A 26,604-nucleotide genomic window follows, 5' to 3' on the forward strand; every position below is an offset into this window, starting at 1 on the left:
CGATCGGCTTGTTGGTCTCTTCGACGATCCGGACAGCTCCCTCACGGAACTCCCGGTCGTACTTCTTCCGCTTCTCTGGCATCTCGATCCTCATTGTCGATGCCTCTACGGTCCGGGGGGAACCTCAAACAGGTCGCCTGCGTGCTGCGACCCGGCAGCGTGTCGGCCACCGACCTCGCGCTGCGTTCGTTCACCGCGTTCCTGCTCGAGTGCGCACCCGAGGTCGGCTCGATCGCGCAGGTGACCCGACGCCACATCGAGGACTTCAAGCCCTGGCTGGCCAAACGGCCCGGACGCACCGCCCCGCGGATAGGGCCGGCGACCACGCTCCAACGCCTCGGGACGCTGCGGATGTTCTTCGTCCGGATCGACGAATGGGACTGGCCCGAGGCACCCGCCCGGGTCCCGATCTTCCTCGGCGACCTGCCACGCATCGACCACCCGTTACCCAAGGCACTCGATGACGCGGCCGCGGCCAGGCTGCTCCGTGCCGCTCAGGCCGACCGCCGCATGCTGGTCCGGGTCACCATCGAGGTGCTGCTGCGCACCGGCCTGCGGGTCAGCGAGTACATCGCACTCCAGGCCGACGCTGTCGTCCAGATCGGTGCCGCACCCTGGCTCCACGTGCCGGTCGGCAAGCTCCACGAAGACCGATACCTGCCGCTGCATCCCGACCTGGTCACCCTGATCCAGGACTACCGCGCCACCTTCGTCGACGCCGAGAACTCCTTGCTGCTGCCTAACGAGCGCGGCGGCCCGCTGGACCGTCACTGCGTCACCCGGATGATCAACCGGGCCGGCCGAGCAGCCGGGCTCCCTCACATGCATCCCCACCAACTGCGCCACACCCTGGCCACCCAGGCCATCAACCGCGGCATGTCACTGGAAGCGATCGCAGCCATGCTGGGACACCGCAGTCTGGACATGACCCTGCGCTACGCCAAGATCGCCAACCGCACCGTCGCCGAGGAGTACTTCGCCGTCACCGACAAGGTCGACGCCCTCTACGGAAAGCCCGCCGCCCTGCCCGCCGACGCCATCGGCCCGAACATGGCCAAGCTGCGACGCGAGCACCACCGCCACCTCGGCAACGGCTACTGCACCAGGCCACCCGAACTCGACTGCGCCTTCGAGTCGATCTGCGAGAACTGCACGTTCTTCCAGACCAGCATCGAGTTCCGGCCCACCCTGCAAGCCCAACACGACGACGCCGCCGCGAAGGGCCAGGACCACCGTGCCGCGCTCTTCAACGCAGTCCTCAACACCCTCGACGACAGCGAAGCATCATGACCCCCTTGACGGCGATCACCCGCATAATGCCGAGTAGCGGTCGCGGCCAATAGCTGAAGTCGGGGCGCTGCGTCCGATCGCGGTCTACCGTAACGAGATGGTGCGCCTCCTGACAGTCCTCTTGATGACCGCCGCGGCGTCGATCCTCCCCGCCCTAGCCGGGCCCAGCGCTGACGCAGGCGCGGCGATGTGCGGAGGCTACGTCGTGACCATCGACCTGAGCCAACCGGGAGCGCCCGACCCCGACCGGGACGCGTCTGACGTCGTGCTGGGCACCCCGGGCGACGACCGCATCGAGACCGGCCATGGCGCGGACGTGGTCTGTGCTGGTGCCGGCCACGACGTGGTGCGGGGCGGTCAGGGCCCCGACGTGCTGTACGGCGAGGCTGGCAACGACCTGGTCGACGGAGCCGACGGCTTCGACGACCTCCACGGCAACGCAGGGGCGGACACACTGCTTGGCGGGCGCCTCCACGACAACCTCTACCCGGGCGGAGGAGCGCCGAGCGGTAGGCGGGACCGATCGTACGGCGGCGGTGACCACGACCGCCTCTACAGCAGCGCCGGCGAAGACCTGCTCGTCGGGGGCAGCGGGCCGGACGCCGTCTTGTACGTCGATCTCGGTGGCGCGACCGGCGGCGTCACGGTCGACCTCATGGTGGCCGGGCGACAGGACACCGGAACCGGCGGCGTGGACGAGCTCGTCAGCATCCGCGGTCTCGACGGCAGCGCCGGCGACGACGTCCTGTCCGGGAACGGCGGAAACAACACGATCTCTGGCCAGGGCGGGGTCGACATCCTGAAGGGCCGAGACGGGAACGACCACCTGACGGGTGGGCAGGGCACCACTGCCCGCGGCGGGAGGGGCAGAGACTGGATCTACGGCGCCGAGTGGGTCTACGCGGGACCGGGCGACGACCAGCTCCCGTCCAGCACCGCTGACGAGCTCATCGTCGGTGGCCCCGGAAGCGACACCATCAGGTACCTCTACCGGGAGTGCCGGCCCGGATGTGAGGACGACCCAGGGCCCGTGTCGCTGACGATCGACCTCGCGAGGAACGGACCTCAGGACACCGGAGGCGGGGGCATGGACGAGCTCGTCGGCATCGAGAACATCATCACCGGCGCCGGCGACGACGTCCTGTCCGGCAACGGCGAAGCCAACCGGCTGGAGAGCCGGTGGGGAGACGACATCCTCAACGGTCGCGCGGGCGCCGACTGGCTGGACGGCGGCGACGACCACGACACCTGCAACGGGGGGCCCGGGCGCGACCGGATCGAAGACTGCGAGTGACGCCCGGAGCGCCACGCTACTGTCGCCCTGCGTGCTCGCGGAGCTGCACGCTATTGCTGCTCGAGGGGCGTTCTTCTCGGACTGACGGGTACTGGTCATGTGCGTGCCCGTCGAGTCTCGCCTTCGGGTGAGACACGCTCATACCCGTGGGTGCGAGCGCGGCGGGCACGCCCACGGGCGGCGCCCTAACGCCGCGCGCCTCGTGCGCGATCAGGCGGTGCGGACGGCGACGACGTCGGCGAAGGCCTCGAGGGCGCTGCGGACGGAGCCCTCGGGGAGTACGCCGAGGCGGGCCTTGGCCTCCTGGGCGCGGGCGACGACGTACGCGCGGGCCTCGTCCATCGCAGGGTGCTTCCGCAGCAGGTCGAGGGCCTCGGCGTGGAGAGCGTCGTCGGTGAGCGGAGCGGCCAGCAGCTCGTGCAGCCGGGCGTCGGCCGGGTCGGTCGACGCCTTCGCCATCAGCACCGGCAGGGTCGGCACGCCCTCTCGGAGGTCGGTGCCGGGCGTCTTGCCGGACTCGGCCGACTCCGAGGCGATGTCGAGGATGTCGTCGGAGAGCTGGAAGGCGGTGCCGACGAGCTCGCCGTACGCCGTCAGGGCGGTGACCACCTCTGCCGGCGCACCGCCGAACAGCGCGCCGTATCGGGCCGACGTGGCGATCAGCGAGCCGGTCTTGCCGGCGACGACCTCGAGGTAGTGCTGCAGCGGGTCCTCGTCGGGTCCCGGTACGACGGTCTCGAGGATCTGGCCCTCGACCAGCCGGGTGAACGTCTCCGCCTGGATCCGCACCGCCTCCGGGCCGAGCTGCGCGGTCAGCTCGGAGGACTTCGCGAACAGCCAGTCGCCGGTGAGGATCGCGACCAGGTTGTCGTAGCGTGAGTTCGCCGAGTCGGCACCGCGGCGCAGCGCGGCCTCGTCCATGACATCGTCGTGGTACAGCGAGCCGACGTGGGTGATCTCGACGACGCACGCCGCGGTCCTGACCTCGTCGGCGTCGGGCCGGTTGCCGGCCTCGGCAGCCAGCAGCACCAGCAGCGGCCGGAACCGCTTGCCGCCGGCGGCGAGCAGGTGGCGGGCCGCCTCGGTGACGTACGGCGCCCGGCTGCTCGCGTGCTCGAAGAGTGCCGCTTCGACGGCCGTCATCCGCTCGCGCAGGCGGTTGGCGAGTGCGTCGTCGGTGATCGGCAAAGCCAGTTCGGCAGGGCTCACCTGATGAAGTCTCCCGCACTCCCCACCAGGTCGAGCACCGGCCCCGGCACAACGCCGAGCACGACCGTCGCGGCGAGGCAGATCGCGACCGTGCCGACGGTCAGCAGCGAGGGCTCACTGACGGCAGCCGTCCCGTCCGGGTCGGGGTCGCTGAAGAACATCACCCGGATGTGCCGGATGTAGAAGTAGACCGCCACGATGCTGGTCCCGATCGCGACCAGGACGACCGGCCAGAACCCGGCCGACATCGCCGAGGTGAAGACCGCCCACTTGCCCACGAAGCCCGAGGTGAGCGGGATGCCCGCCATCGAGAGCAGGAAGAACGCGAACGCTCCGGCGACGAGCGGCGAGCGCTTGCCCAGCCCGGTCCACGCGGCCGTGCCCGTCGCCTCGCCGCCGGCGTCGCGGACCACGGTGACGAGCGCGAAGGCGCCGACCGAGGCGAAGCCGTAGGTCGTCAGGTAGAAGAGCACGCCCTCGAGGGAGGAGTACTGACCGATCGCGAGGTCTCCCGTCCCCTGCGCGCCGATCATGCCGGTCAGCAGGAACCCGGTGTGGGCGACCGCGGAGTAGGCGAGCATCCGCTTCACGTCGGTCTGGACCACGGCGAGCACGGCACCGAGCAGCATCGTGGCGATCGCGACCACCGCGAGCATCGGCTGCCAGCTCCACCGCTCGGCGTCGAACGCGACGTAGAAGAGGCGCAGGAGCGCACCGAAGGCCGCGATCTTGGTGGCGGCCGACATGAACGCGGTCACCGCGGTGGGCGCACCCTGGTAGACGTCCGGCGTCCACGCCTGGAACGGCGCGGCGCCGACCTTGAAGAGGAGGCCGACCGCGAGCAGCGCGATGCCCCCCAGGAGCAGGCCGTGGTCGCCGTTGCCGGCCCGCACCGCCTGGTCGATGCCGGCGAACGAGACCGAGCCGGCGTAGCCGTAGACGAGCGCGGCGCCGTACAGGAAGAACCCGGAGGAGAAGGCGCCGAGCAGGAAGTACTTGAGCGCCGCCTCCTGGCTCAGCAGCCGGCGGCGGCGCGCCAAGCCGCACAGCAGGTAGAGCGGGAGCGAGAGCACCTCGAGCGCGACGAACATCGTGAGCAGGTCGCCGGACGCCGGGAAGAGCAGCATGCCGCCGATCGCAAACAGCAGCAGCGGGTAGACCTCGGTGTGGTCGAGGCCCTTGGTGGCGGCCAGCCGCTCGGCCTCGGTGCCGGGCAGCGCCGCGGCCTGGCCGGCGAACGACGAGAGCCCGCCCTCGAGCCGCCGCTCGGCGAAGAGGGCGGTGCCGAGGATCCCGAAGACCAGCAGCAGTCCCCACAGGTAGAGGGTCGGCCCGTCGACGATGATGCTGCCCTCGGCGCCGACCAGACCCCGTGCGGCGCCATCGGCGTGCACCTCGATGTCGGTCGCGATCCAGATGGTGGCGGCCAGCGCTGCAACGAGTCCGCCCACGGTCACCAGGATCTGCGGCAGCCTCCGCCTCTCACGGGGGAAGAAGGCCTCGACCAGCACGCCGGCGCACGCGGCGCCGAAGACGACGAACAGCGGGAGGAGCTCGACGTACTCGAGGGTCGGCTTGCTGAACTCGGGCATCAGTGGCCACCCTCCGTCTCGCTGTTGGCTTCGTCTGCCGGTGGCACGTCCGGGCCGTCGTCATCGACGCCGACGTGGGCCAGCAGGTCGTCGGTGAACGGGTTCGCGACGTCGAGCAGCGGGGCAGGGTAGAAGCCGAAGAGGACCAGCGCGACCATCAGCGGCGCGACGGCGCCGAGCTCGCGCAGGCCGAGGTCGGCGGTGCCCTCGACATCGGGCGGGGTCGGTCCGGTCATCGTGCGCTGGTACATCCACAGCACGTAGACCGCTGCCCACACGACGCCGGTGACGGCGATCGCACCGGCCCACCAGGCGTAGTCGAAGGCCGACACCAGCACCAGGAACTCGGACACGAACGGGCTGAGTCCGGGCAGGCCCAGCGTGGCCAGGCCGGCGACGAGGAACAGGCCGGCGAGCACCGGCGTGGCCTTCTCGAGACCGGCCATCTCGCTGATCAGCATGGTGCCGCGGCGGTGGTAGATGTAGCCGGCGATGAGGAACAGCGCGGCGGTGCCGATGCCATGGTTGACCATGTAGAGCACCGCGCCGGACGAGCCCTGGCTGGTCAGCGCGAAGATGCCGAGCGTGATGAAGCCGAAGTGGCTGAGCGAGGTGAGACCGATCAGGCGCAGGACGTCGTCCTGACCGATCGCCACGAGCGCGCCGTACACGATCGAGATCAGCGCCAGCACGATCACCACCGGCGTCGCCCACTCCGACGCCTCCGGGAAGATCCCGAGGCAGAAGCGCAGCATGCCGAAGGTGCCGATCTTGTCGAGGACGCAGACCAGCAGCACCGACGTGCCGGGGGTCGCCTTCTCTGTGGTGTCGGCAAGCCAGGTGTGCAGCGGGAACAGCGGCGCCTTGATCGCGAACGCGATGAAGAAGCCGATGAACAGCCAGCGGCCGGCGTCGGTGCCGATGTCGAGCGCGGCCAGGTCGGAGAGGAGGTACGACGGCTCGCCCTGCTCGGCGGAGACGACGTAGAGCCCGATCACCGAGGCGAGCAGCACCAGCCCGCCGGCGAGCTGGAACATCAGGAACTTCATCGCGGCGGCGCCACGGCCCTCGCGGCCGAAGCCACCGATCAGGAAGTACGCCGGGATCAGCGTCGCCTCGAAGACGACGTAGAAGAGGAACACGTCGGTCGCGCAGAAGACCGCGAGCGAGAGCGCCTCGAGCGCCAAGGCCCACGCGACGAACGCCCGGGCCCCACCGCCCTTCGCGTCGTCCGCGGCGAACCACTCGGCAGCGAGCACCAGCGGCACGAGCGTCACGGTCAGCAGGACCATCAGCAACCCGAGCCCGTCGAGGCCGAGGGCGTAGTGGACGCCGAACGCCTCGATCCAGGTGTAGGTCTCCTTGAGCTGCATGCCGTCGTCGAGCTGGTACGAGAACGCGGCGACGATGCCGACGACGAGCGTGGCGACCGCCACGCCCATGCCGAGCAGCTTGCTGAGCGTCGCCGGCGCCACGGCGACGAGGATCGCGCCGACCAGCGGGAGCCAGATCAGGGTGGACAACATCAGAGGTTCACCGCCACCAGGGTCAGGACGAGGATCAGGGCGCCCCCGAGCACGGACAGGGCGTAGGACCGCACGTAGCCCGTCTGGAGCCGGCGCAGTCCCTGGCCGATGCCGCCGACGACGGTCGCGCCGCCGGTGAACGCACCGTCGACCACGCCGCGGTCGCTGGCGACCAGCGCGGTCACCAGCTGCCCAGTGGGCCGTACGACGAGCCCGTCGTTGATCGCGTCGCCGTAGAGGTCGGCGCGGGCGGCCTTGGTCACGAAGGAGACGTCCGTCGGTGCCTCACGCGGGACGTCGCGCCTCTGGAACAGCAGGAACGCGAGCGCCACGCCGACACCGACGACGAGGACGACGATCAGGGTGATCACGATCGCTGGCAGCGGCGGCTCCTCGTGCGCGGCGTGGCCGACCACCGGGCTGAGGAAGTCGACGATCCAGTCACCGGCGAGCATCACGCCGCCGAGGACGGAGAGCGCGGCCAGCACGATGAGCGGGACGGTCATCACGGCCGGCGACTCGTGCGGGTGCACGCCGTCCTCCCAGCGCTGCTTCGTGAAGAAGGTCAGCAGCATCATCCGGGTCATGTAGAAGCCGGTGATGCCGGCGCCGAGCAGGGCGCACAGGCCTACCAGCAGGTTCTCGGTCAGCGCGACCTCGATGATCTTGTCCTTGGAGAAGAAGCCCGAGAACCCGGGGAAGCCGATGATCGCCAGGTAGCCCATGGCGAACGTCAGGAACGTCACCGGAAGCAGCTTCTGCAGGCCGCCGTAGTGACGCATGTCCACGTCGTCGTCCATCGCGTGCATGACCGAGCCGGCGCCCAGGAACATGTTGGCCTTGAAGAATCCGTGCGTCAGCAGGTGGAAGATCGCGAACGCGTAGCCGGCGACACCGAGGCCGGCGCCCAGCATCATGTAGCCGATCTGGCTCATCGTGGACCCCGCCAGGCCCTTCTTGATGTCGTCCTTCGCGCAGCCGAGGATCGCACCCCAGAGGAGCGTGACCGTCGCGACGATGACGACCGCCGTCTGTGCGGTCGGCGCCAGCTCGAAGATGAAGTTGGAGCGGGTGATCAGGTAGACGCCCGCGGTCACCATGGTCGCGGCGTGGATGAGCGCCGAGACCGGGGTCGGGCCCTCCATCGCGTCGAGGAGCCAGGCCTGGAGCGGGACCTGGGCGGACTTGCCGCAGGCGCCGATGAGCAGGAGGACGCCGATCCAGTTCAGGGTCGACTCGTCGAGCGCCCCGATCGCGTCGCCCGCCGAGACCGCGGCGCTGATGCCGCTGAAGCTGAGCGTCCCGAAGGTGACGAACATCAGGAAGATCGCCAGCGCCATCCCCATGTCGCCGACCCGGTTGATGACGAACGCCTTCTTGGCGGCCGCGGCCGCGGACGGCTTGTGCTGCCAGAACCCGATGAGGAGGTACGACGCGAGGCCGACGCCCTCCCAGCCGAGGAACAGCCCGACGTAGTTCTCCGACAGCACCAGCATCAGCATCGCTGCGACGAAGAGGTTGAGGTAGCCGAAGAACCGCCGCCGGCGCGGGTCGTGCGCCATGTAGCCGATCGAGTAGACGTGGATCAGCGAGCCGACGCCGGTGATGAGCAGCAGGAACATCGCCGACAGCGGGTCGTAGAGCAGGTCCATCCCGATGTCGAGGCCACCGGTCTGGATCCAGTCGAAGAGGTGCTGGGAGACCTGGCGGTCCGCGTCGTCGCGTCCGAGGACGCTGAAGAAGCAGATCAGGCTGATCACGAACGACCCGATCGGCAGCCCGGCGCCGAGGTAGTGACCCCACTTGTCGGTGTACTTGCCGCCGAGCAGCAGCACCGCAGCACCGAACAGCGGCAGCGCGATGATCAGCCACAGCAGCGAGAAGACGCCGTCGGCGCCGGTCGGCGCGACCACCGGGATGTGGTGCTCGGCCTCCACGGCAGCGGTCAGCAACAGGTGAGAACTCATCGGCCCCTCAGAACTTCAACAGGCTGGCGTCGTCGACGGAGGCCGACCGACGGGTCCGGAAGATGGTCATGATGATCGCGAGCCCGACCACGACCTCGGCCGCGGCCACCACCATCACGAAGAAGGCGGCCACCTGACCGTCGAGGTTGCCGTGCTGGTGGGCGAACGCCACGAAGGCCAGGTTGCAGGCGTTGAGCATCAGCTCGACGCACATGAACACGACGATCGCGTTGCGGCGGGTCAGCACCCCGATCGACCCGATCGTGAACAGGACCGCCGAGAGGACGACGTACTCGGTCATGCCGGGTCCTCCTCACTGCTGGCCGTAGCGGCGTCCTTGCCGCCGGTCTCGGGCTTGGTCGCCAGGTCCTGCTCGAGCTGCGCGGTGAGCTCGTCGATGTCGTCGGCCAGGTCGCCGGCCACCCGGACGGTGCCGCGTGCGGCGAGCACCCGCGACACCGAGGCCGCTGCGGGGCTGCCGTCGGGAAGCAGCGCCGGGGTGTCGACCGCGTTGTGCCGGGCGTAGACGCCGGGTGGCGGGAGCGGGCCGAGGTGGACGCCCTTGTCGCTGAAGTCGCGCACCCGCTTCGCGGCGAGCTCGGCCTGGTTGGCCCGCGGCGTGAGCCGCTCGCGGTGGGTCAGCACCATGGCGCCGACAGCAGCGGTGATCAGGAGCGCGCTGGTGACCTCGAACGCGAAGACGTAGCGGGAGAACAGCAGGCTCGCGAGCGCCGGCACGTTGCCACCGTCGTTGGCCTCGCCGAGACCGACCGCGGAGCCGAAGGTGATCTGCGTCAGCCCGACGACCATCACGACTGCGAACACCAGGCCCGTCGCCCACGCCAGGGCACGCTGGCCCTTGATCGTCTCGACGAGCGAGTCGGACGCGTCGACCCCGACCAGCATCATCACGAACAGGAAGAGCATCAGGATCGCGCCGGTGTAGACGATGATCTGCACGGCGAAGAGGAACGGCGCCTCGAGCACGAGGTAGAGCACCGCGAGGCTCATCATCACGACGGCCAGGAGCAGCGCGGCGTGGACCGCCTTGCGCACGAAGAGGATGCCGAGCGCGGCCAGCACCATGATCGGCGCGAGCACCCAGAACGCGGTCACGCGGTCTCACCTCCGGTGGCTGCCGGCTTGTAGTCGCCGCGGTAGTAGTCCTTCTCGTCCTCACCGAGCAACATCGGGTGCGGCGGCTGCTCCATGCCGGGCAGCAGCGGCGCGAGCAGGTCGGACTTCTCGTAGATCAGGCTGGACCGGCTGTCGTCGGCGAGCTCGTACTCGTTGGTCATCGTGAGCGCCCGGGTCGGGCACGCCTCGATGCAGAGCCCGCAGAGGATGCAGCGCAGGTAGTTGATCTGGTAGACGCGGCCGTAGCGCTCCCCGGGGCTGAACCGCTCGCCGTCGGGCCCGTCGCTGTTGGACGCGCCCTCGACGTAGATCGCGTCGGCCGGGCACGCCCAGGCGCAGAGCTCGCACCCGATGCACTTCTCCAGGCCGTCGGGCCACCGGTTGAGCTGGTGCCGGCCGTGGAACCGCGGCGCGGTCGGGAACTTCTCCTTGGGGTACTGCTCCGTGACGACCTTGCGGAACATGGTCCGGAAGGTGACGCCGAACCCGGCGACCGGGTCCCAGAACTGCTCCTTGAGAGACGGGTTTCCCTTGTTGTCAGCCATCGTTCGCCCCTAGGTCTGCAGTGCGGTCGGTGGTGCCAGCTGGTCCCGGCGTGCTGGTGATCGGTGCGCCCGACGCGAAGACCAGCGGTCGGGCGGCGCCTCGCACCGCGCCGCCGGCGGGCATCGGCGGGACGGGGAAGCCGCCCTCGCGCGGCGCCGCGACCTGCGTCGCCTCGTCCGCGGCCTTCTTCTCGGGGATCAGGAACAGCAGCAGGAACACCGCAAGCAGTACGCCGGCCACGATCATCGCGGTCTGGCGGTCGAACTCGAGGTCGTCGCGGGCGACCCGCATGGTGGCGACCGCGAGGATCCACACCAGCGAGATCGGGATCAGCCGCTTCCACCCGAACGCCATGAACTGGTCGTAGCGCAGTCGCGGCAGCGAGCCGCGCAGCCAGATGAAGATGAAGATGAAGAACAGGACCTTGCCGAAGAACCAGAGCACCGGCCAGTAGCCCTCGTTGGCGCCGGCCCAGACCTCGTCGATCCAGAACGGTGCGTGCCAGCCGCCGAGGAACAGGGTCGTCGCGAGCGCCGAGACCGTCGCCATGTTGATGTACTCGGCGAGGAAGAAGAGCGCGAATTTCAGCGAGGAGTACTCGGTGTGGAAGCCGCCGACCAGCTCGCCCTCCGCCTCCGGGAGGTCGAACGGCGCGCGGTTGGTCTCACCGACCATCGCGATCGTGTAGATCACGAACGACGGCAGCAGGATCAGGCCGAACCAGAAGTCGTCCTGGGCGGCCACGATCTCGCTGGTCGACATCGAGCCGGCGTACATGAAGACCGACACCAGGGCGAGGCCCATCGCGACCTCGTAGGAGATCATCTGGGCGCTCGAGCGGAGGCCGCCGAGCAGGGAGTACGTCGACCCGCTGGACCAGCCGCCGAGCACGATGCCGTAGATGCCGATCGACGCGATCGCCATCACGAACAGCACGGCGACGGGCATGTCGGTGAGCTGGAGCGGGGTGACCGTGTCGGTGAACGGGATCGTCACCTCGGGGCCGAACGGGATCACACTGAAGGTCACGAAGGCGGGGATGACCGCGATGACCGGCGCGATGATGAAGACCAGCTTGTCGGCGGCCTTCGGCGTCAGGTCTTCCTTGAGGGCCAGCTTGACGCCGTCGGCGAGCGACTGGAGCAGGCCGAAGGGGCCGTGCACGTTGGGACCGATCCGGTGCTGCATCCGGGCCACGACCCGCCGCTCCCACCAGATGTTGAAGAGCGTGAGCAGCACCAGGACCAGGAAGATCAGCAGCGTCTTGAGGCCGATGACCCACCACGCGTCGTTGCCGAACGCGGGCAGCTCGTCGTAGTCCGCCGCGAGCGGCGCCATCAACGCGGTCATCCCTGTCCTCCCTCGACTCGCACCCGGCTGCCTGGCGAGGCCAGGTCGCTGAGCACACCGGCACCGAACGAGTTCGCCGGCACCCACACCACGCCCGCGACCAGGTCGTCGCCGACCTCGGCCGGCAGCGTCACCGAGCCGCGGTCCCCGGTCAGCGTGACCGTCGGCCCGCAGGCGTCGAAGACGTCCTGCGGGAGCAGCGCGACCGGGGTGCGGGCCGTGGCCTTGAGGTACTTGTCGCCGTCCTGCATCCGGCCGTTGTCGATCGACTGCTTCCAGGTCGACAGGACCAGGCCGTCGGTGGCCTCGACCGGCTCGACCGCCGTGTCGACTGCTGCCGAGGCGTTCCGCTCGCCGTCCCACGGACCCAGCTGCGCCATCTCGGCGCGGGTCTGCTCGACGGTGCGGAGGCCGAGCGGCGCGCCCACTCCCAACGAGCTCAGCTCGGTCGCGATGCCGGCCAGGATCCGCACCTCCGGGAGCGACGCCGGGTTGCGCAGCGCCGCATCGAACGGCCGCACCCGGCCTTCCCAGTTGACGAACGTGCCGGCCTTGTCGGTCACCGGCGCGACCGGCAGGACGACATCCGCGGCGCGGGTCACCTCGGTCTCGCGGAGGTCGAGGGCGACGACGAAGCCGGCGGCCTTGATGGCGGCACGGGTGGCCGCCGGGTCGGTGGTGTCGGCCGGGTCGACGCCGGCGATCAGCAGACCGCCGAGCTCTCCTGCGGCGAGAGCGGCGACGATGCCGTCGGCGTCGCGGCCCTCGGTCTCGGTCAGGGAGTCCACTCCCCACGCCGTGGCGATGTCTACCCGCGCGCCCGCGTCGGCCACGGGGCGGCCACCGGGGAGCAGGTTCGGCAGGCAGCCGGCCTCGATCGCACCCCGGTCGCCCGCACGGCGCGGCACCCAGGCCAGCCGGGCGCCCGACCTCGCAGCGAGGTCGGCAGCGGCGGTGAGCGCGCCGGGCGAGGTCGCCAGCCGTTCGCCGACCAGGATCACGGTGCCACCGTCCACGTCGTCGCCGAGGTCGGCCAACGCGGCCGCCTCGTCGCCGGGAACGGTGGGGACCAGGCGGGCGCTGAGCTTCGACAGGCCGCGCGAGGTGTACGGCGCGACCGCGATCACCTCGGTGCCACCGGCCAGGACGCTCTTGCGCAGGCGCAGCCAGATCGCGCCGGCCTCGTCCTCGGGCTCGAGCCCGACCAGGACGACCTTCGCGGCCGACTCCAGGTCGCCGTACGTCACCCCGCCGTTGCCGGGCGCGGTCAGCACCACGTGCTGCGCGAGGAACGCCGTCTCCTCGGCCGACAGTGGCCGCGACCGGAAGTCGATGTCGTTGGTGCCGAGCGCGACCCGTGCCAGCTTGCTGTAGGCGTAGGCGTCCTCGACGGTCAGCCGGCCGCCGGTCAGCACCCCTACACCGCTGCCGCCTCCGGCGTTGGCGTCCATCGCGGCAGCCAGGCCGCGGGCGGCGACGGCGAACGCTTCCGGCCACGACGCCGGGCGGAGCACACCGTCGGTGCCCCGGACCTGCGGGTAGGTGATCCGGTCGTCGCCGTGCGCGTAGGCGAAGGCGAACCGGTCCTTGTCGGTGATCCACTCCTCGTTGACCGCCGGGTCGTCGCCGGACTGCCGGCGCATCACCTTGCCGCGCCGGTGGTCGACGCGGATCGCGGAGCCGCAGGCGTCGTGCTCGGCGACCGCGGGGCTGGAGACGAGGTCGAACGGGCGGGACCGGAAGCGGTAGGCCTCGGAGGTCAGCGCACCGACCGGGCAGATCTGGATGACGTTGCCGGAGAAGTACGACAGGAAGGGCGCGTCGTCGGCGATGCCGATCTGCTGCTCGGCACCGCGCTCGACGAGCGCGATGAACGGGTCACCCGCGATCTCGTCGGCGAACCGGGTGCAGCGCTGGCAGACGATGCAGCGCTCGCGGTCGAGCAGCACGATCGGCGAGAGGTTGATCGGCTTGGGGAAGGTGCGCTTGATGTTGCCGGCGAAGCGCGAGTCGCCACGGCCGTTGGACATCGCCTGGTTCTGCAGCGGGCACTCGCCGCCCTTGTCGCAGACCGGGCAGTCGAGCGGGTGGTTGATGAGCAGGAACTCCATGACGCCCTGCTGCGCCTTGTCGGCGACCGGGCTGGTGACCTGGGTGTTGACCACCATGCCCTCAGCCACCGGCAGCGTGCAGGAGGCCTGGGGCTTGGGGAAGCCCCGGCCGTTGCCGGCGTCCGGTACGTCGACCAGGCACTGTCGGCAGGCGCCGACCGGCGCGAGCAGCGGGTGGTCGCAGAACCGCGGGACCTGGACGCCGACCTGCTCGGCCGCGCGGATCACCAGGGTGTCCTTGGGTACGGCGACCTGGATGCCGTCGATCGTGACGTTGACCAGATCCGTGAGCTTGTCCGGGGTGGTGGTCATGCCGACACCTCCACCGTCGACGCGGAGCCGAACACCGTCGACCGGGCGGGGTCGAACGGACAGCCGCCGTGGGTCAGGTGGGCGAGGTACTCGTCGCGGAAGTACTGGATCGAGCTCGAGATCGGGCTGGTCGCGCCGTCACCGAGCGCGCAGAACGAGCGGCCCAGGATGTTGTCGCACTGGTCGAGGAGCAGGTCGAGGTCAGCCTCGGTGCCCTGGCCCTTCTCCAGGCGGGCGAGCGTCTGGACGAGCCACCAGGTGCCCTCACGGCAGGGCGTGCACTTGCCGCACGACTCGTGCTTGTAGAACTCCGTCCAGCGCAGTACCGCACGGACGACGCAGACGGTCTCGTCGAAGATCTGCAGGGCCCGGGTGCCGAGCATGGAGCCGGCCGCGCCGACGCCCTCAAAGTCGAGCGGGACGTCGAGGTGCTCGGCGGTCAGCAGTGGGGTGCTGGACCCGCCCGGGGTCCAGAACTTCAGGTCGTGTCCCTCGCGGATGCCTCCGGCGAGGTCGAGCAGCTCACGCAGGGTGATGCCGAGCGGTGCTTCGTACTGGCCGGGCTTCTGCACGTGCCCGGAGAGGGAGAAGATGCCGAAGCCCTTGGACTTCTCGGTGCCCATCGACGCGAACCACTTGGCGCCGTTGGTGATGATGCTCGGCACCGAGGCGATCGACTCGACGTTGTTGATGACGGTCGGGCTCGCGTAGAGGCCGGCGACGGCGGGGAACGGCGGCCGGAGGCGCGGCTGGCCGCGGCGGCCCTCGAGACCCTCGAGGAGCGCGGTCTCCTCGCCGCAGATGTAGGCGCCGGCACCGGCGTGGACGACGACGTCGAGGTCGTAGCCGGAGCCGTGGATGTTGGTGCCGAGGTGGCCCGCGGCGTACGCCTCGGCGACGGCGGCCTGGACCCGGCGGATGACGTGGAGGACCTCGCCGCGGATGTAGATGAACGCCTTGTTGGCCCGGATCGCGTAGGAGCTGACGATCACGCCCTCCACGAGGACGTGGGGGTTGCCCATCATCAGCGGGATGTCCTTGCAGGTGCCCGGCTCGGACTCGTCGGCGTTGACCACGAGGTACTTCGGCCTGGGGTTGTCCTGCGGGATGAACGACCACTTCATGCCGGTCGGGAAGCCCGCGCCGCCCCGGCCGCGGAGGCCGGAGTCCTTGACGGCGGCGATGACGTCGTCCTGCTTCATGGCGAAGGCCTTGTCGAGCGACTGGTAGCCGCCCTTGGCCTCGTACGCCGGCAGCGTCCACGCGCGGTCGACGTCCCACATGTCGGTGAGGACCGGGGTCAACGTGTCAGGCATCGGCCTGTCCCTCCTTCGGCGCCTCGACCGCGGGCACCGCCGCGACGTCGGGGGCCTTCCAGCCGTTCTCACGCGCGAGCGCCAGGCCGGCGAGACTGGCCGGCCCGGCAGCGGGACCCTCGTCGACGCGGCCGTCGGGGAAGCCGGCGAGCACGCGCTCGGCCTCGCGCCAGGTGCAGAGCCGGGGCCCGCGGGTCGATCGGACGTCGTGGCCGGCGCGGAGCGCCTCGACCATCTGGACGGCCCCTTCGGGGGTCTGGTTGTCCATGAACTCCCAGTTGACCATCACGACCGGGGCGTAGTCGCAGGCCGCGTTGCACTCGACGTGCTCGAGGCTGACGGAGTACTGGTCGCCCTGGCGCTGCTCGGCGACCTCGTCGTTGCCGATGTCGAGGTGCTCCTTGAGCCGGTCGAAGATCGCGTCGCCACCCATCACCGCGCACAGGGTGTTGGTGCAGACGCCGACGTGGAAGTCGCCGACCGCGTGCCGCTTGTACATCGTGTAGAAGGTCGCGACGCCGCTGACCTCCGCCGCCGAGATGTCGAGGATATCGGCGCAGGCCTCGATGGCCTCCGGGGTCACCTTGCCCTGCGCGGACTGCACGAGGTGCAGCATCGGCAGCAGGCCGGAGCGCTTCTCCGGGTAGCGGCCGGCGATCTCACGCAGCTCGTTGAGCGTCTTGTCGTCCAGGGACTGGTTCTTCATCACCGGTCGACGCCTCCCATCACCGGGTCGATGCTGGCGATCGCGACGATGACGTCGGCGATCATGCTGCCCTCGCTCATCACGCCCATGGCCTGCAGGTTGTTGAACGACGGGTCGCGGAAGTGCGCACGGAACGGCCGGGTGCCGCCGTCGGAGACGACGTGGGCACCGAGCTCGCCGCGCGGCGACTCGATGGGGACGTAGGCCTGGCCGGCCGGCACCCGGAAGCCCTCGGTCACCAGCTTGAAGTGGTGGATCAGCGCCTCCATCGACTCGCCCATGATCTGGCGGATGTGGTCGAGGCTGTTGCCCATGCCGTCGCTGCCGATCGCGAGCTGGCTGGGCCAGGCGATCTTCTTGTCGGCGACCATGACCGGCTCGCCCTCCATCCGCGCGAGGCGGTCGGCCGCCTGCTCGATGATCTTGAGCGACTCCCACATCTCGTTGAGGCGCACCCGGAACCGGCCGTAGGAGTCGGCGGTGTCCCACGTCTGGACGTCGAAGTCATAGGTCTCGTAGCCGCAGTACGGCGACGTCTTGCGCAGGTCCCACGGGTAGCCGGTGCTGCGCACGATCGGGCCGGTGAGGCCGAGCGCGAGGCACCCCTCGAGGTCGAGGTGGCCGACGCCCTCGAGCCGGGCCTTGAAGATCGGGTTGGCGTTGCAGAGTGCGGCGTACTCCGGGAGCCGCTTCTTCATCAGGGCGACGAAGCCGCGGATCTCGTCGAGCGCGCCCGGCGGCAGGTCCTGGGCGACGCCGCCGGGGCGGATGAACGCGTGGTTCATCCGCAGGCCCGTGATCAGCTCGAACAGGTCGAGCACCAGCTCCCGCTCGCGGAAGCCGATCGTCATCACGGTGAGTGCGCCGATCTCCATGCCGCCGGTCGCGATGCAGACCAGGTGGGAGGAGATCCGGTTCAGCTCCATGAGCAGTACCCGCATCACCGAGGCCTTCTCGGGGATGTCGTCCTCGATGTCGAGCAGCCGCTCGATGCCGAGCACGTAGGTCATCTCGTTGAAGAACGGGCTCAGGTAGTCCATCCGGGTGCAGAACGTCGTGCCCTGCACCCAGGAGCGGTACTCCATGTTCTTCTCGATGCCGGTGTGGAGGTAGCCGATGCCGCACCGGGCCTCGGTCACCGTCTCGCCCTCGAGCTCGAGGATCAGCCGCAGCACGCCGTGGGTCGACGGGTGCTGCGGGCCCATGTTGACCACGACGCGCTCCTGCGCGTCGCCGCCCTCCTCGCCGAGGCCGGCCGCGATGTCGTCCCAGTCCTGGCCGCTGACGGTGAAGACTCGGTCAGCGGGCGCGTCGGTGGCCTCCGACGCGCCTGCGTAGAGGTCCTCGTTGGTGGTCATGAGTAAGACCTCCTCTGGTCGGGCGGCGGGATGGTGCCGCCCTTGTACTCGACCGGGATGCCGCCGAGCGGGTAGTCCTTGCGCTGCGGGAAGCCGGGCCAGTCGTCGGGCATCAGGATCCGGGTCAGCGCCGGGTGGCCGTCGAAGATGATCCCGAACATGTCGTAGGCCTCGCGCTCGTGCCAGTCCACCGCGGGGTAGACCGGGCACAGCGACGGCAGGTGCGGGTCGGCGTCGGGAACGCTGACCTCGACCCGGATCCGCCGGTTGAAGGTCATCGACAGGAAGCTGTAGACAGCGTGCAGCTCGCGCCCGGTGTCGGCCGGGTAGTGCACGCCGCTGACGCCGGCGCAGAGCTCGAAGCGCAGCTTCGGGTCGTCGCGCAGCAGCTTGGCCGCGGCGATCAGGTTGTCCGGCGCGATGTGGAAGGTGATCTCGCCGCGGTGGATCACGACCGAGTCGATGAGGGGGTCGAGGCCGTCGGCGACGACGTCGAACCAACCGCCGTAGGGGCGCTCGGCCGCGGGCGGGTAGACCACAGGGGCGACCAGTCCGCCGTACCCGCTGGTGTCGCCGGTGCCCTTGACGCCGAACATGCCGTGCCGCTCGCCGATCGGGCGCACCTCGCCGGTCGGGGCGGGGACGTTCTCGGGCGACTGCTCGACGGCGGGCTGCTCGACCGCGGGCGCCGGCCCGGCAGCCTTCTTCTCGTCCGTCACCGCAGCAGACCCTTCATGTCACTGGTGGGCAGCGCGACCAGGCCCTCGGCCTCGAGCTCGCGGATCTGGGCGAGCCGGTTGACGCCGAGCGGGGTCGCCTTGACCTTGTCGTGGAGCTTGAGGATCGCGTCGATCAGCATCTCCGGCCGCGGCGGGCAGCCGGGGAGGTACATGTCGACGGGTACGACGTGGTCGACCCCCTGGACGACCGCGTAGTTGTTGAACATGCCGCCGCTGCTGGCGCAGACGCCCATCGCGAGCACCCACTTGGGCTCAGCCATCTGGTCGTAGATCTGGCGGAGGACCGGTGCCATCTTCTGGCTGACGCGGCCGGCCACGATCATCAGGTCGGCCTGGCGTGGACTGGCACGGAAGACCTCCATGCCGAACCGGGCGAGGTCGTACTTCGGGCCACCGCTGGTCATCATCTCGATGGCGCAGCAGGCGAGGCCGAACGTCGCGGGCCAGAAGCTGGCCTTGCGGAAGTAGCCGGCGACGCCCTCGACCGTGGTCAGCAGGACGCCGCTGGGGAGCTTCTCTTCGAGTCCCACAGATGTTCCCTCTCAGTCCCAGTCGAGTCCGCCGCGGCGCCACACATAGGCGTACGCGACGAAGACGGTGGCGATGAAGACGACCATCTCGATCAACCCGAACCACGACATCTGGTCGAAGTACACGGCCCACGGGTAGAGGAAGATGATCTCGATGTCGAAGACGATGAAGAGCATCGCGGTGATGTAGTACTTCACCGGGAAGCGGCCGCCGATCGCCTGCGGGGTCGGCTCGATGCCGCACTCGTAGGAGTCGAGCTTCGCCCGGTTGTAGCGAGCGGGCCCGGTGAGCGCACTCATCGCGACCGAGCCGACTGCGAAAAGTGCGGCCAGGGCCGCAAGGACCAGTACCGGCGTGTAGAGCTCCAACTGCCGTCCCTTCCCGTGTGCGGGCCCCTCATCGGGCGTCGCGTTCGTGATCTTGTGAACAGAATCACGAGTGGCGCGGCACACATACTGCCACCCCGCGACACCCGCTGCACAACGGGGTAGGAGGGTCGCGTGGCGGTCCGCTGGACGGCGATTTAGGGCAGCAGGACGTGCACTAAATCCGTCGGCTCAACCGAGGTCGATCGCACCCATACCCCAGAGGATCGCGCCGCCGATGATCGCGAAGACGACGAAGCCGAACGCGCCCGAGATCGCGTTCCTGACCCAGTAGCCGCGGCTCCGGAAGATCCGGACTCTCGTCGGGTCGTCGGGGTCGTAGATGATCGGCATCCCTGTGCCCGGCGTCAGCGCCTTGGGCACCCTCAGCCTGACTCCGAAGAGACGCTCGTCGGACGTGGTGAACCGGAGCTTGACGTAGTGCTCGGTCTCGTACCCTCCGACGCCGTTGCGGTCGATCGTGTACGACTCCTCGGTGTCCGCGTCGACGACCTCCGCGGCCGCCTGCCCCCCGCGCGAGGCCAACCGCTGGTAGACGATCCAGTCGACAGGGGTGAAGAGCAGGGCGAAGAGCGCCACCCCGCCGAAGATCAACCAGACGATCCATGCGCCTTCGGCATCCATCTCGGCACCTCCTCCGCGCTGACTCCCAGCCACTCCCGAGGCTAGGGAGACCGGGCCGCGCGCAGGGCCGAACGCCCGGAAATCGTCCCCAGGGATGAGTCAGGCGGAGGCGCGGTGCAGGGCGACGATGCCGCCCGAGAGGTTGCGCCACTCCGGCTGCTGCCACCCCGCCTCGGCGAGCATCGCCGCCAGGCCGGCCTGGTCCGGCCAGGCGCGGATCGACTCGGCCAGGTAGACGTAGGCGTCCGGCGACGAGGACACCGCCTCGGCGACCGCGGGGAGCGTCTTCATCAGGTACTCGAGGTAGACCGTCCGCCACGGGCTCCAGGTCGGGTGGCTGAACTCGCAGACGACGAGACGGCCGCCCGGTCGGGTGACCCGGCGCATCTCGGCGAGGCCCTTGACCGGGTCGACGATGTTGCGGAGGCCGAACGAGATGGTCACCGCGTCGAACGTGTCGTCGGCGAACGGCAGCTGGGTGCCGTCGCCCGCCGTGAAGGGCAGGTGCGGCAGCTGCTTCTTGCCGACCTGCAGCATGCCGATCGAGAAGTCGCACGGGACGACGGTCGCGCCGGCGTCGGCGAACGGCTGGCTCGACGTACCGGTGCCGGCGGCGAGGTCGAGCACCTTCTCGCCGTACGACGGGTCGACGGCCTCGAGCACCTCGCGCCGCCAGCGGCGGTCCTGCCCGAAGGACAGCACGTCATTGGTGATGTCGTACCGCTTCGCGACGGCGTCGAACATGCGACGTACGTCGGCGGGCTGCTTGTCGAGTGCTGCTCGGGCCACGCTCGAACTCTAGGGCGTGCGCGAGGTTCGCAACCAAACGGGCGGCTGCTGCGTCCTCTGTGTACCGAACCAAGTTGCAGCACCAAGACCCCACGAGGATCCCGCTATGTCCACCCTCCGCCGCTTCACCATCGTCACCGTCGTCGCGACGCTCCTCTGTGGGCTCGCCTACGGCGTCGGCTGGGCCAGCCAGTCCGGCAGCCTCCCGTGGCAGCGCCCGGTGGACGACGCCAACACCGCGCCGGCCGCGCAGGACCGTCCCGCGGGCAAGGGCGCTCCCGACGAGGTCGACGAACCGGCCGACGAGCCCGCCGACGAGCCGGACGAGGAGCCGCGCGAGGAGCCCGAGGAGCCGACGCTGGTGCCCGGCCCCGCCCTGCTCGCTCCCGGCGCCTCCGGCGCCGAGGTCCGCGACCTGCAGGCCCGGCTCGCCCAGATCGACTGGTTCAACGCCGACGTCACCGGGTTCTACGGCGACGTCACCACCGAGGCCGTTCGTGGCTTCCAGGCCAAGCGCGAGATCCCGGTGACCGGCGAGGTCGACCAGCGCACGCTGGACCGGCTCCACCGGATGACGACGGAGCCGACCCAGGCCGAGCTGACCAACCAGACGACCGCGAACACGCCGGGCGCGCTGGACCCGCGCTGCCTCGAGGGCCGGGTGCTCTGCGTCGACAAGTCGAGCAGCACGCTGCGCTGGGTGGTCGACGGCGAGGTGCAGAAGACCCTCGATGCCCGCTTCGGCGGGTCGTCGACGCCGACCCGGGAGGGCGTGTTCAGCGTCTTCCAGAAGAGCCGCGACCACGTGTCCAGCCTCTACGACACCTCGATGCCGTTCGCGATGTTCTTCTCCGGCGGCCAGGCCGTGCACTACTCGCCGGACTTCGCGTCGGTCGGCTACAACGGCGCCTCCCACGGTTGCGTCAACACCCGTGACTACGACGGCATCGCCTGGCTCTACGACCAGGTGCAGATCGGTGACACGGTCGTCGTCTACTGGTCGTAGCCGAGAATTTCTCCCGAAAGCGGGCCCGGGGTGTCACACCCCGGGCCCGCTCGGTGTCTTCATGTCCGACACCCCCACCGAGGAGGAACTGACATGAGCAACACCCGGATCCCCGCCGCCGAGATCACCGGTTTCAAGGGAGCCCTGCTGAAGCGGATGATCACCAAGACGCTGGGCCAGGTGCCCTCGTCCGTCGGCGTCTACTGGCACAACCAGAAGGTGCTGATGACGTTGGGCGGCCTCGGCGGCAAGCTGAAGAAGTGGGACGCCTGCGACGAGGCGTTGAAGACGTTCGCGCACATGGCCGTCGCGTCGTACATCGGCTGCACCTGGTGCCTGGACTTCAACTACTTCGAGGCGCACAACAAGAACCTCGACATGGACAAGGCGCGTGAGGTGCCGCGCTGGCGCGAGTCGGACGTGTTCACGCCGCTCGAGCGGGAGGTGATGGGGTACGCCGAGGCGATGAGCCAGACGCCGGTCTCCGTCACCGACGAGATGGTCCAGAGCCTGCGCCAGCAGCTCGGCGACGCGGCGATGGTCGAGCTGACCGCCGTCATCGCGTTCGCCAACTTCACCACCCGGCCCAACGTGGCGCTGGGCATCGAGTCGGACGGCTTCGCCGCGGCGTGCGGGCTCAAGCCCCTTGCCGAGCCGACGGCGGCCGGGGTCGTACGGTCGTGACCGTGACTCCGCCGTCTGTCGATCCGTTCGTCGAGCACCGCAGCCTGCTCTTCACCGTCGCCTACGAGATGCTCGGCTCCGCGGCCGACGCCGAGGACGTCGTGCAGGAGAGCTGGCTGCGGTGGGCAGACGTCGAGCAGGCCGAGGTGCGCGACCCGCGGGCCTACCTGGTCCGCGTCGTCACCCGGCAGTCGCTCAACCGGCTGCGGTCGAACTCGCGTCGACGGGAGGACTACGTCGGGGAGTGGCTGCCGGAGCCGCTGCTCACCTCGCCCGACGTGGCGGAGGACGTCGAGCTCGCCGAGAACGTGTCGATCGCGATGCTCACCGTGCTCGAGACGCTGGGGCCGGCCGAGCGGGCGGTGTTCGTGCTGCGCGAGGTGTTCGACACGCCGTACGACGAGATCGCCGAGGCGGTCGACAAGTCGCCGGCCGCCGTACGGCAGATCGCGCACCGCGCGAAGGAGCACGTCGCCGCGCGGCGGCCCCGGATTCAGGTGAAGCGCGACGAGCAGCAGGCGGCGGTCGAGAAATTCCTCGCAGCCGTCAAGGGCGGAGACATGCAGGACCTGCTGGCCGTGCTGGCGCCCGACGTGGTGATGGTGGCCGACGGCGGCGGTATCGCCCAGGCAGCCCGCAAGCCGATCCACGGCGCCGGGAAGGTGGCAGCGTTCCTCGGGACCGCGAAGCGGATCAACATCGAGTTCACCGGTGTCCCGATCTCCATCAACGGTCTCCCGGGCGCGCGGCTCGACATCCCGTTCGACGGCTCGACCACGGCGCTCAGCTTCGTCGTCGAGGACGGCCTGATCACCCGGATCTACGCCATGCGCAACCCGAACAAGCTGCAGCGGCTCGCGGACGTGACGTCGCTGCAGCGGTGACGGCTACTCCAGGCCGGCCTGGTCGACGACGTCGTCGACGATCTCGGCGGTCTGCTCGACGGTGAGTCCCGGAGCGGCGTACACGTTGACCGTGCGTCCGGCCACCACCCGCTGGCACTGCACCTGGAACGGCGGGGCCTCCTGCTCGAGGGCCTGCACCTGCCACTGGCCGATGCAGACGCTGTCGCCCTCCTGCAGGAAGTCGCTGTAGGTCTGGGAGTTGGCGGCCATCTCGCGCGGGACCGGGGGACCCTGCTGCAGGAACAGGCCGGACTCGCCGTCGTAGATCGTGACGGCGACCTGGGTCTGGATGTCCGCGGTCGTGTAGAGCGCGACCGCCGTGTCGGTGCCGAACGCCTCGGTCAGCTTCTCGCCGCTGTAGGTCTCGACCTGGTTGGCCATCTCGTCGTACTGCGGGTCGACGTCGGGGTAGCGCTGCAGCGCGCCGTCGAGCAGCGTCTCGGGCAGCAGGTCGGCGGCCGGCCGGCCGTCGCCGCCCTGCTCCTCCGCGGTGGCCTCGGGCTCGTCGCCGACGACCTCGGGGAGGCCGACGGCGAAGCCGACGACGCCGGCGAGCAGGACCACGCCGGAGGCGGCGCCGACGATCGTGGAACGCAGTGGCATCGGGCCATCATGCCCTAGAGGTCGGCGCCGTCCGCGAGCCGGACATAGTCCAGACCAGCAGCGCCGAGGAACCGGCCGAAGTGGCCGTCGACGATCCCGAGCCCGGCCTCGGAGTAGACCCGGTCGTGGATCGCGACGTTGCGGGGAGCCGCGACGGACCGGGCGAAGTCGATGCCCTCGGAGGCCTTCATCCACGGTGCGCACACCGGGGCGAGGAGTACGTCGACCGGCCGGCCGGGCCCCGTCAGCGCGTCCCCGGGGTGGAAGACCGTGGTGTCGCCGAGGGTGAGCAGGTAGCCGCTGTTGTCGAAGCGCGGCAGCTCGGGGTGGATGACGGCGTGCAGCTCGCCGACCGCGGTGACGGGGATGGTCCCGGCATCGAAGGCCTCGCCCGGAGCGACCACCGTCACCCGCTCGGCCAGGTCCGGGGACTGGTCGCGAATCTGGGCGGCGACCGCAGCGATCGTGAAGATCCGCGCGTCGGTCCGGCGCAGGTGGTCGGGGTGGAAGTGGTCCGGGTGCTCGTGAGTGATGAGCACGGCGTCGGCCCCGTCGACGGCGTCGGCCTCGGTGAAGACGCCGGGATCGAGCACCAAGGTCGTGCCGCCGTGCTCGACCCGGACGCAGGAGTGGCCGCACTTGGTCAGTCGCATGGACCCACGCTAGCTCCGGAGTCACTGGTCGCCCGCTGGTTAAGGCGCCGCCCGCTGGTTGAGGTGCGAGGACCGGCACCCGACCACCGCCGAGCTGCAGGCACGACGAGCCTCGAAACCAAGGCCCAGGCACCCGGCGAGCCACTTGTGGTCCACAGGCCAGCTTGACGAACCGTCAGTCCACAGGCGGGTTCCGCGCGTTTCGATGTGTCGGTGGTCCCATGTTGAATGTTCAGTATGGATCTCGGGACCGCACCCCTCTTCGACCTCTCCGCCACCCCGGCGGACGAGGCCGCCGAGGGCGCGCCGGTGACGCGGTCGCAGCAGCTGTTGACGGCGATCCGGGGCCGCCGTGCGGCGATTGCCGACCACGAGATCGGCCTGCTTCGTGAAATCGCCGAATGGGCCGGCGAGCACGTCGTGGCCGAGGGGGCGGAGGCTTCGACGATCACCGAGCGGGGTTTCGACACCGGGCTTCCGGTCGCCGGACCCGGTGCCCCGTTGATCGGCGACTTCGCGGTGATGGAGCTCTCCGCGCTGCTGGGCCGGTCCCTGGACTCCGGCCGCGCTTATGTGGGTCAGGTGGTGGAGCTGGCCTACCGGCTCCCGAAGACCTGGGCCCGGGTGCTCGAGGGCCGGGTTCCGGTGTGGAAGGCACTGCGGATCGCGGAGTCCACCCGCACCCTGCGCGAAGAAGCCGTTGGGTTCGTGGACCGGCAGCTCGCCCCGCTCGCCCGCGGCGTCAGCTGGGCGCAGATCGACCGGCTGGTCGAGGAGGCCCTGGTCAGGTTCGAACCCGAAGCGGCCGAGGAGAAGCGCACGGCGGCCCAAGAGACCCGGCACGTCGACATCGACCTCGACCACGCTGGGTTCGACGGCACCGCCGAGGTCACCGCCACCCTCGACATCGCCGACGCCCTCGACCTCGAAGCCGCGGCCGCCCGCCGCGCCAATCTGCTCGGCCAGCTCGGCTGCGAGGACTCCCTCGACGTCCGCCGGTCGGTCGCGCTCGGGGGAGATCGCCCGCCACGACCTCGCCCTCGACCTCCAGGTCGTCGACCCCGACACCGGGGAGATCACCCGCACCGTCCCCGGCCGCAGGGTCGAGCTGATCGTCCACCTCAACGACGCCATCGGCCACACGGCCGACGGCGCGGTCGGCCGGTTCGCCAACACCCGCACCCCGATCTCACCGGAGCAGGTCAAGGAATGGATGGGCACCCCGGGCACCAGCGTGCTGGTGCGGCCGGTGATCGACCTCAACGGTCACCAGCCGGTCGACTCCTACGAGATCCCGGACCGGATCCGCCGCCAGGTCGAGCTGGCCGACCACCACTGCACCTACCCCTGCTGCACCAGGCCAGCCGAACGCTGCGACCTCGACCACAACGTCCCCCACACCCAGGGCGGACCGACGTGTCGGTGCAACCTGAACCCGAAGTGCCGAGGCCACCACCGGTACAAGACCTCAGGACTCGCGACCTGCCGGATCCTCTCACCCGGCACCTACCTGTGGACCCTGCCCAGCGGGCTGTACCTGGTCGACCCCACCGGCACCTACGACCTCACACCCGACCCGGCACCACCCAGCCGTCCGAGCCGCCGACCGACCCGGCCGATCCACCCGACGAGTAGCCACCGAGCCCCGCACCCCCGCCACCTGGTTCCACCGGCGGGGATATCGGCGCGCTCCAGGGGTGGCTTCGAGGCTCCTCGGTGCGTTCGTCGCACCTCAACCACCGCGCGCCCGGCCGCCGACCGCGACCACCCGCCGTACCTGCCCCGGCCGCAACCCGAGCGAGCACCCCAGACCTCGCCGCGCCCTCCCTGGCGCGCGACCAAGTGCCGCAACCCACAACGACGGCGACCACGCCTCCTCGAAAGCTCAACGATCCGCCAGCCGACGACGGCGGTGCGGCTGCCGCTGACGGGATCCGTGGAATCAGGCGACGGACGGTCAGGTTGAGCC

Annotated in this window: 26 protein-coding genes; 6 read left to right on the top strand and 20 right to left on the bottom strand. The window is 70.0% G+C overall.

Translation table 11 applies throughout. The annotated features are described in order from the left end of the window. The first annotated feature begins 141 nt into the window (after positions 1 to 141). Both D0Z08_RS12435 and D0Z08_RS12440 read left to right on the top strand, forming a co-directional pair. A complete protein-coding gene (locus tag D0Z08_RS12435; RefSeq protein WP_182481282.1) occupies positions 142 to 1,290 on the top strand; it encodes a tyrosine-type recombinase/integrase in 1,149 nt (382 codons plus the stop codon). Between the two features lie 97 nt (positions 1,291 to 1,387). Next, positions 1,388 to 2,584 carry a calcium-binding protein gene (locus tag D0Z08_RS12440; RefSeq protein ID WP_118925574.1) on the top strand — a complete coding sequence of 399 codons (1,197 nt, stop codon included), beginning with the start codon at positions 1,388 to 1,390 and terminating at the stop codon, positions 2,582 to 2,584. 210 nt (positions 2,585 to 2,794) lie between these two features. Here D0Z08_RS12440 and D0Z08_RS12445 read toward each other — a convergent pair whose 3' ends face one another. The 17 genes from D0Z08_RS12445 to D0Z08_RS12525 all read right to left on the bottom strand — a co-directional run bounded on the left by D0Z08_RS12445 (position 2,795) and on the right by D0Z08_RS12525 (position 20,784). Further along, entirely contained in the window at positions 2,795 to 3,793 is a 999-nt protein-coding gene (locus tag D0Z08_RS12445; protein WP_245993912.1) for a polyprenyl synthetase family protein, read from the bottom strand. Further along, positions 3,790 to 5,385 (bottom strand): NADH-quinone oxidoreductase subunit NuoN, encoded by a 1,596-nt coding sequence (gene nuoN, locus D0Z08_RS12450; RefSeq protein ID WP_118925575.1) that lies wholly within the window; start codon positions 5,383 to 5,385, stop codon positions 3,790 to 3,792. The genes D0Z08_RS12445 and nuoN overlap by 4 nt, the downstream gene beginning before the upstream one ends. Next, a complete protein-coding gene (locus tag D0Z08_RS12455; protein WP_118925576.1) occupies positions 5,385 to 6,911 on the bottom strand; it encodes an NADH-quinone oxidoreductase subunit M in 1,527 nt (508 codons plus the stop codon). Before D0Z08_RS12455 ends, nuoN begins: the two co-directional genes overlap by 1 nt. Then, on the bottom strand, positions 6,911 to 8,878 hold the full coding sequence (gene nuoL / locus D0Z08_RS12460; RefSeq protein WP_118925577.1) for an NADH-quinone oxidoreductase subunit L: 1,968 nt from the start codon (positions 8,876 to 8,878) through the stop codon (positions 6,911 to 6,913). The genes D0Z08_RS12455 and nuoL overlap by 1 nt, the downstream gene beginning before the upstream one ends. A gap of 7 nt (positions 8,879 to 8,885) precedes the next feature. Next, complete coding sequence (gene nuoK / locus D0Z08_RS12465) at positions 8,886 to 9,179, bottom strand: NADH-quinone oxidoreductase subunit NuoK (RefSeq protein WP_118925578.1); 294 nt, start codon at positions 9,177 to 9,179, stop codon at positions 8,886 to 8,888. Further along, the gene (locus D0Z08_RS12470) at positions 9,176 to 9,994 is read right to left on the bottom strand and encodes an NADH-quinone oxidoreductase subunit J (protein WP_118925579.1); all 819 of its coding nucleotides are present in this window, start codon (positions 9,992 to 9,994) and stop codon (positions 9,176 to 9,178) included. The genes nuoK and D0Z08_RS12470 overlap by 4 nt, the downstream gene beginning before the upstream one ends. Continuing rightward, entirely contained in the window at positions 9,991 to 10,560 is a 570-nt protein-coding gene (gene nuoI, locus D0Z08_RS12475) for an NADH-quinone oxidoreductase subunit NuoI (protein ID WP_118925580.1), read from the bottom strand. Before nuoI ends, D0Z08_RS12470 begins: the two co-directional genes overlap by 4 nt. Then, the gene (gene nuoH / locus D0Z08_RS12480; protein ID WP_220454160.1) at positions 10,553 to 11,911 is read right to left on the bottom strand and encodes an NADH-quinone oxidoreductase subunit NuoH; all 1,359 of its coding nucleotides are present in this window, start codon (positions 11,909 to 11,911) and stop codon (positions 10,553 to 10,555) included. Before nuoH ends, nuoI begins: the two co-directional genes overlap by 8 nt. Then, positions 11,908 to 14,334, bottom strand: coding sequence for an NADH-quinone oxidoreductase subunit G (locus D0Z08_RS12485; RefSeq protein WP_118925581.1), 2,427 nt, complete (start codon positions 14,332 to 14,334; stop codon positions 11,908 to 11,910). Before D0Z08_RS12485 ends, nuoH begins: the two co-directional genes overlap by 4 nt. Continuing rightward, the gene (gene nuoF, locus D0Z08_RS12490; RefSeq protein ID WP_118925582.1) at positions 14,331 to 15,650 is read right to left on the bottom strand and encodes an NADH-quinone oxidoreductase subunit NuoF; all 1,320 of its coding nucleotides are present in this window, start codon (positions 15,648 to 15,650) and stop codon (positions 14,331 to 14,333) included. The genes D0Z08_RS12485 and nuoF overlap by 4 nt, the downstream gene beginning before the upstream one ends. After that, positions 15,643 to 16,356 (bottom strand): NADH-quinone oxidoreductase subunit NuoE, encoded by a 714-nt coding sequence (gene nuoE, locus D0Z08_RS12495; protein WP_118925583.1) that lies wholly within the window; start codon positions 16,354 to 16,356, stop codon positions 15,643 to 15,645. Before nuoE ends, nuoF begins: the two co-directional genes overlap by 8 nt. Next, positions 16,356 to 17,714, bottom strand: coding sequence for an NADH-quinone oxidoreductase subunit D (locus tag D0Z08_RS12500; protein WP_118925584.1), 1,359 nt, complete (start codon positions 17,712 to 17,714; stop codon positions 16,356 to 16,358). The genes nuoE and D0Z08_RS12500 overlap by 1 nt, the downstream gene beginning before the upstream one ends. After that, complete coding sequence (locus tag D0Z08_RS12505) at positions 17,711 to 18,433, bottom strand: NADH-quinone oxidoreductase subunit C (RefSeq protein ID WP_118925585.1); 723 nt, start codon at positions 18,431 to 18,433, stop codon at positions 17,711 to 17,713. The genes D0Z08_RS12500 and D0Z08_RS12505 overlap by 4 nt, the downstream gene beginning before the upstream one ends. Continuing rightward, positions 18,430 to 18,984 carry a NuoB/complex I 20 kDa subunit family protein gene (locus D0Z08_RS12510; RefSeq protein ID WP_118925586.1) on the bottom strand — a complete coding sequence of 185 codons (555 nt, stop codon included), beginning with the start codon at positions 18,982 to 18,984 and terminating at the stop codon, positions 18,430 to 18,432. The genes D0Z08_RS12505 and D0Z08_RS12510 overlap by 4 nt, the downstream gene beginning before the upstream one ends. Positions 18,985 to 18,996: 12 nt before the next feature. Further along, complete coding sequence (locus D0Z08_RS12515) at positions 18,997 to 19,353, bottom strand: NADH-quinone oxidoreductase subunit A (RefSeq protein WP_118925587.1); 357 nt, start codon at positions 19,351 to 19,353, stop codon at positions 18,997 to 18,999. Between the two features lie 189 nt (positions 19,354 to 19,542). Further along, positions 19,543 to 19,995: a DUF3592 domain-containing protein gene (locus D0Z08_RS12520; RefSeq protein WP_118925588.1), complete on the bottom strand. Its 453-nt coding sequence runs from the start codon at positions 19,993 to 19,995 to the stop codon at positions 19,543 to 19,545. A 99-nt stretch (positions 19,996 to 20,094) separates the two neighbouring features. After that, entirely contained in the window at positions 20,095 to 20,784 is a 690-nt protein-coding gene (locus tag D0Z08_RS12525; RefSeq protein WP_118925589.1) for a demethylmenaquinone methyltransferase, read from the bottom strand. A gap of 106 nt (positions 20,785 to 20,890) precedes the next feature. Between D0Z08_RS12525 and D0Z08_RS12530 the strand changes: the two genes are divergently transcribed. The 3 genes from D0Z08_RS12530 to D0Z08_RS12540 all read left to right on the top strand — a co-directional run bounded on the left by D0Z08_RS12530 (position 20,891) and on the right by D0Z08_RS12540 (position 23,358). Beyond that, on the top strand, positions 20,891 to 21,790 hold the full coding sequence (locus tag D0Z08_RS12530; protein WP_118925590.1) for a L,D-transpeptidase family protein: 900 nt from the start codon (positions 20,891 to 20,893) through the stop codon (positions 21,788 to 21,790). A gap of 93 nt (positions 21,791 to 21,883) precedes the next feature. Continuing rightward, complete coding sequence (locus D0Z08_RS12535) at positions 21,884 to 22,474, top strand: carboxymuconolactone decarboxylase family protein (protein ID WP_118925591.1); 591 nt, start codon at positions 21,884 to 21,886, stop codon at positions 22,472 to 22,474. Between the two features lie 2 nt (positions 22,475 to 22,476). Continuing rightward, complete coding sequence (locus D0Z08_RS12540) at positions 22,477 to 23,358, top strand: RNA polymerase sigma-70 factor (protein WP_118925767.1); 882 nt, start codon at positions 22,477 to 22,479, stop codon at positions 23,356 to 23,358. A gap of 3 nt (positions 23,359 to 23,361) precedes the next feature. On the opposite strand, the gene D0Z08_RS12545 is transcribed toward D0Z08_RS12540, so the two are convergent. From D0Z08_RS12545 to D0Z08_RS12555, 3 genes are read right to left on the bottom strand one after another with little or no spacing between them, the layout of a single operon-like run. Continuing rightward, entirely contained in the window at positions 23,362 to 23,982 is a 621-nt protein-coding gene (locus tag D0Z08_RS12545) for a hypothetical protein (RefSeq protein ID WP_118925592.1), read from the bottom strand. A 14-nt stretch (positions 23,983 to 23,996) separates the two neighbouring features. Further along, on the bottom strand, positions 23,997 to 24,635 hold the full coding sequence (locus D0Z08_RS12550; protein WP_118925593.1) for an MBL fold metallo-hydrolase: 639 nt from the start codon (positions 24,633 to 24,635) through the stop codon (positions 23,997 to 23,999). A 39-nt stretch (positions 24,636 to 24,674) separates the two neighbouring features. Next, positions 24,675 to 25,856: a hypothetical protein gene (locus D0Z08_RS12555; RefSeq protein WP_118925594.1), complete on the bottom strand. Its 1,182-nt coding sequence runs from the start codon at positions 25,854 to 25,856 to the stop codon at positions 24,675 to 24,677. On the opposite strand from D0Z08_RS12555, the gene D0Z08_RS12560 reads away from it, so the two are divergent. Further along, positions 25,849 to 26,601, top strand: a complete 753-nt coding sequence (locus tag D0Z08_RS12560; RefSeq protein ID WP_118925595.1) for an HNH endonuclease signature motif containing protein — start codon at positions 25,849 to 25,851, stop codon at positions 26,599 to 26,601. The two genes, D0Z08_RS12555 and D0Z08_RS12560, sit on opposite strands and share 8 nt — an antisense overlap. The last annotated feature ends 3 nt before the right edge of the window (positions 26,602 to 26,604 follow it).

Origin of the sequence: Nocardioides immobilis (assembly GCF_003515065.1) — a bacterium.
Lineage (GTDB): Bacteria > Actinomycetota > Actinomycetes > Propionibacteriales > Nocardioidaceae > Nocardioides > Nocardioides immobilis.